This window comes from Stenotrophomonas sp. 2YAF22 (assembly GCF_052114665.1).
Lineage (GTDB): Bacteria > Pseudomonadota > Gammaproteobacteria > Xanthomonadales > Xanthomonadaceae > Stenotrophomonas > Stenotrophomonas indicatrix.
In genome coordinates this window covers 1-3,423 of the sequence record NZ_JBFRFE010000476.1, presented here as the reverse complement: position 1 = coordinate 3,423, position 3,423 = coordinate 1, and the positions used below count along the sequence as shown (strand labels likewise).

At 67.0% G+C, this 3,423-nt stretch carries 4 protein-coding genes and 1 pseudogene; 3 read left to right on the top strand and 2 right to left on the bottom strand.

Features of this window, described 5'->3' with window-relative positions:
- The coding region (locus AB4Y84_RS16750; protein WP_442250480.1) for a serine hydrolase domain-containing protein at positions 1-1,270 on the bottom strand (1,270 nt) is incomplete at its 3' end.
- Positions 1,271-1,380: 110 nt separating this feature from the next.
- On the opposite strand from AB4Y84_RS16750, the gene AB4Y84_RS16745 reads away from it, so the two are divergent.
- Entirely contained in the window at positions 1,381-1,824 is a 444-nt protein-coding gene (locus AB4Y84_RS16745) for a VOC family protein (RefSeq protein WP_442243764.1), read from the top strand.
- Complete coding sequence (locus AB4Y84_RS16740; protein WP_442243765.1) at positions 1,821-2,699, top strand: DUF72 domain-containing protein; 879 nt, start codon at positions 1,821-1,823, stop codon at positions 2,697-2,699. The genes AB4Y84_RS16745 and AB4Y84_RS16740 overlap by 4 nt, the downstream gene beginning before the upstream one ends.
- On the opposite strand, the gene AB4Y84_RS16735 is transcribed toward AB4Y84_RS16740, so the two are convergent.
- Positions 2,620-3,237 carry a Pr6Pr family membrane protein gene (locus AB4Y84_RS16735; protein WP_312785616.1) on the bottom strand — a complete coding sequence of 206 codons (618 nt, stop codon included), beginning with the start codon at positions 3,235-3,237 and terminating at the stop codon, positions 2,620-2,622. The genes AB4Y84_RS16740 and AB4Y84_RS16735 overlap by 80 nt on opposite strands.
- Before the next feature lie 77 nt (positions 3,238-3,314).
- Here AB4Y84_RS16735 and AB4Y84_RS16730 point away from each other — a divergent pair.
- A pseudogene (locus AB4Y84_RS16730) lies at positions 3,315-3,423 on the top strand (EamA family transporter); the annotation flags it as partial.

Here is a 3,423-nt window from a genome sequence, read left to right as displayed (position 1 = left end):
TGGTGGTGCTGACCAACCAGGAAGTGGGGGCCGCCTTCAATGCGGCCTGGTGCTTGGCCCACGCTTCGTCGGCCTTGTCCTGGCCCTTGGCCACGCCCTTGGCATAGGCATCCACCCAGTCGTGCTTTTCACCGCCAAGGTAGGCATCGAGCACGCTCAGCGTGATCGCATTGAAGGCGGCCCCCACTTCCTGGTTGGTCAGCACCACCACGCCCAGCTTCTCGCCCGGCACCAGGGTCAGCCGCGAAACCATGCCCGGCCAGCCACCGGTGTGCCAGACCAGCTTCTGCCCGCGATAGTCGCTCAGGCTCCAGCCCTCGCCATAGCCGGCGAAGTTGGCCCGCGCCGGTGCCAGCTCCGGCACGCTCGGCGCCGGGATCGTCTGCGGCGTGATCATCTGCCACATCTGCTGCTGGCTCTTGGCGGTGAACAGCGCAGTGCCATCGGCCAGCTTGCCTTCGGCCAGCTGCACCTGCATCCAGCGTGCCATGTCGTGGGCACTGGAATAGATGCCACCGGCACCGGCATTGTTCGACCAGGTCAACGGTGCAACGGTGCGCAGGTCCTTGAAATCGTACTTGGCGTGGCCGACCGCAGCGTTGTCACCGGCCTTGAGGTGATCGGCGTTGTAGCGCGTGCCGGCCATGCCGACCTTGTCGAAGATGCGTGTCTGCAGGAACTGCTGGTAGCTCATGCCTGAAACGTGCTCGATCACCTGCTGGGCGACCGCATACAGGATGTTGTCGTAGGCATAGCGCTCGCGGAAACCGCCCTTCAGCGGCACCTGGCCGAGGCGCTGCACGACTTCGGCATTGCTGTAGGAGGTGGTCGGCCAGAACAGCAGGTCGCCTGCGCCCAGGCTCAGGCCACTGCGGTGGGAAAGCAGGTCTCGGATCGTCATCTGCCCGGTCACGAACGGATCGGACATGCGGAACGATGGCAGGTGGTCGATCACCTTGTCGTCCATCTTCAGCTTGCCGTCCTCGGCCAGCAGATTCAGCGAGGTGGCAGTGAAGGCCTTGGTGTTGGAGGCGATGGCGAACAGGGTATCGGCCTCGACCGGCGCCGGCTTGCCCAGCTCACGCACGCCCCAGCCGCGTTCCAGCACCACCTGCCCGTCCTTGACCACGGCCACGGCGATACCGGGCACGTCGAACTGCGCGCGCACGCGCTCCACGGTCGCATCCAGGTCCTGCAGCTGCTGCGGGGTCGCCGCATTGGCCATGGTCGTGCACGCAAGCAGCACGGCTCCTCCGATCCAGGTTTTCATCCAGCACCATCTCCGAACAGGGGTAGCGGCCATGTGCAGGCCGTCACCGGGGTTTCGCGCGATGGTAACGGCCCCGGGTGCAGCCTGCCCTGTGCCATAGGAGGGGTGTCATGGGTGCGAACGGCCAGAGCAGCAACGGCTCCACCATCATTCCGTGCCTGCGCTACCGCGATGCGCTGGCCGCCATCGACTGGCTGCAGCGCGCGTTCGGTTTCCACGCGCAGGCCGTGCATGCCGACGGCGATACTGTGCATCACGCCCAGCTGGTATTCGGCCAGGGCATGATCATGCTCGGATCTGCCAGCAACAGCGGCGAATGGGCCAAGCTGGCGGTGATGCCCGATGAAGTCGGTGGCCGGCAGACCCAGAGTGCCTGCGTGATCGTCACCGATGTCGACGCGCACTACGTCCGTGCCAAGGCTGCCGGTGCGCGCATCGTCATCGACATTGCCGACCAGGCCTACGGCGGACGTGGCTATGCCTGTGCCGACCCGGAAGGCTACCTGTGGTGGTTCGGCAGTTACGATCCGTGGCGGGGGGAACACACGCAATGACGGCACGGCATGGGTCTGCGGCGCCGGTGCGCTGCGGTATCGGCGGCTGGGTGTTCCCGCAATGGCGTGGTGGCGCCTTCTATCCGCCCGGYCTGATCCAACGCGAAGAGCTGGCCTATGCCAGCCGCGCGTTGCGCTGCATCGAAATCAACGGCACCTTCTACCGCACCCCGACAGCGACCCAGTGCGCGCAATGGGCAGCGCAGACGCCGGAAGGTTTCCGGTTCTCGATGAAGGCCCCGCGTCATCTGGCGCAGCGTCGCGACCTGTCGTCCACGATCGAGGCGGCCAGCGCGTTCCTGCAGGCGGCCGTCGCGCTGGGCGACCGGCTGGGCCCGTTGCTCTGGCAGTTCGACCCGCAGCACCCGGCCGATGCCGCGGCGCTGGATGCCTTCATGGCACAGCTGCCCAAGCAGCTGGATGGAACGGGGTTGCAGCATGCGTTGGAGGTGCGCAACGCATGCGTCCATGGGCCGGAACTGGTGGAAGCGGCGCGCCGGCATGGCGTGGCCCTGGTGATCGAAGACAGCGACGAATCGCCGCTGCATGGCGACATCACCGCCAGCTTCGTCTATGCACGGATCAAACGCAGCCAGGCCAGACTGGCCGAAGGTCTTCCCCAGCCGATGCAGCAGCGCTGGGCCACGCGCGCGCGGTGCTGGGCCCGGGGTGAGGCGGTGGACGACCTGCCCTGCCTGGCCGCACCGGCCCCTGCCGCGCCGCGCGATGTCTACCTGCTGTGCATCGGTGCCGGCAAGGTGCGCAATCCGGCGGCGGCGATGGCACTGCAGCGGGTCATCGACGGCGCCAGCGATCCACTGCCCACAGCAGTGTCCAGCCCAGCACGAACACCCCGCCGACGCGCAGCACGCTGAGGCCGAATGCACGCGAACCGATCCGCTGTACTTCCAGGAACGGATACGGTGCGCTGCCCAGCCACGAGGCCGTGAGCATCGCCCAGCCCAGGTAGGCCAGCGGCACCAGCAGGACCACACCCAACGCACGCCAGCGCAGGCCACCATGTGGCAGCAGCCCCGCCCAACCGGCCAGATACAGCAGCGGCACCACGTAGTGCAAGCCGACATCGGCCCACCATTGCAGGCCAGTTGGCTGCCACAACCCCTGCAGCGCCAGCAGATAGATCAGGCCGGTGACGCCGATGCACAGTGCCAGGGTGGCGGCTACCGTAGGTCGCAGTGCGCGGCCGCTGCAGAGCCAGAGGCAGCCCAGGCACACGGCCAGATTGCTGAGGATGGTGAAGTAGCTGAAGAAGCGCAGGCTCGCCACGCCGAGTCCCAGGCTGGCGCCGATGCCACGCATCAGCAGGGCAAACTGCAGCAGCAGCGATGCTGCCGCGACCAGCGCGGTCAACAGCGCCCAGCCGCGCAGCAGAAGAAAACGGGCAGCAGGCATGCACGGCTCCCTCGTGGCAACGCCGCGAGCATGCCACAGGCATCGCCCGCCGATGCGGCTTGCCTCACAATACGCCGATGAGCACACCCGACACCCGCAAAGCGCTTTGGCAGATCCACTTCTGTGTCCTGCTGTGGGGCGTCACCGCCATCCTCGGCAAGTTGATCACCCTGCCGGCGCTGCCGC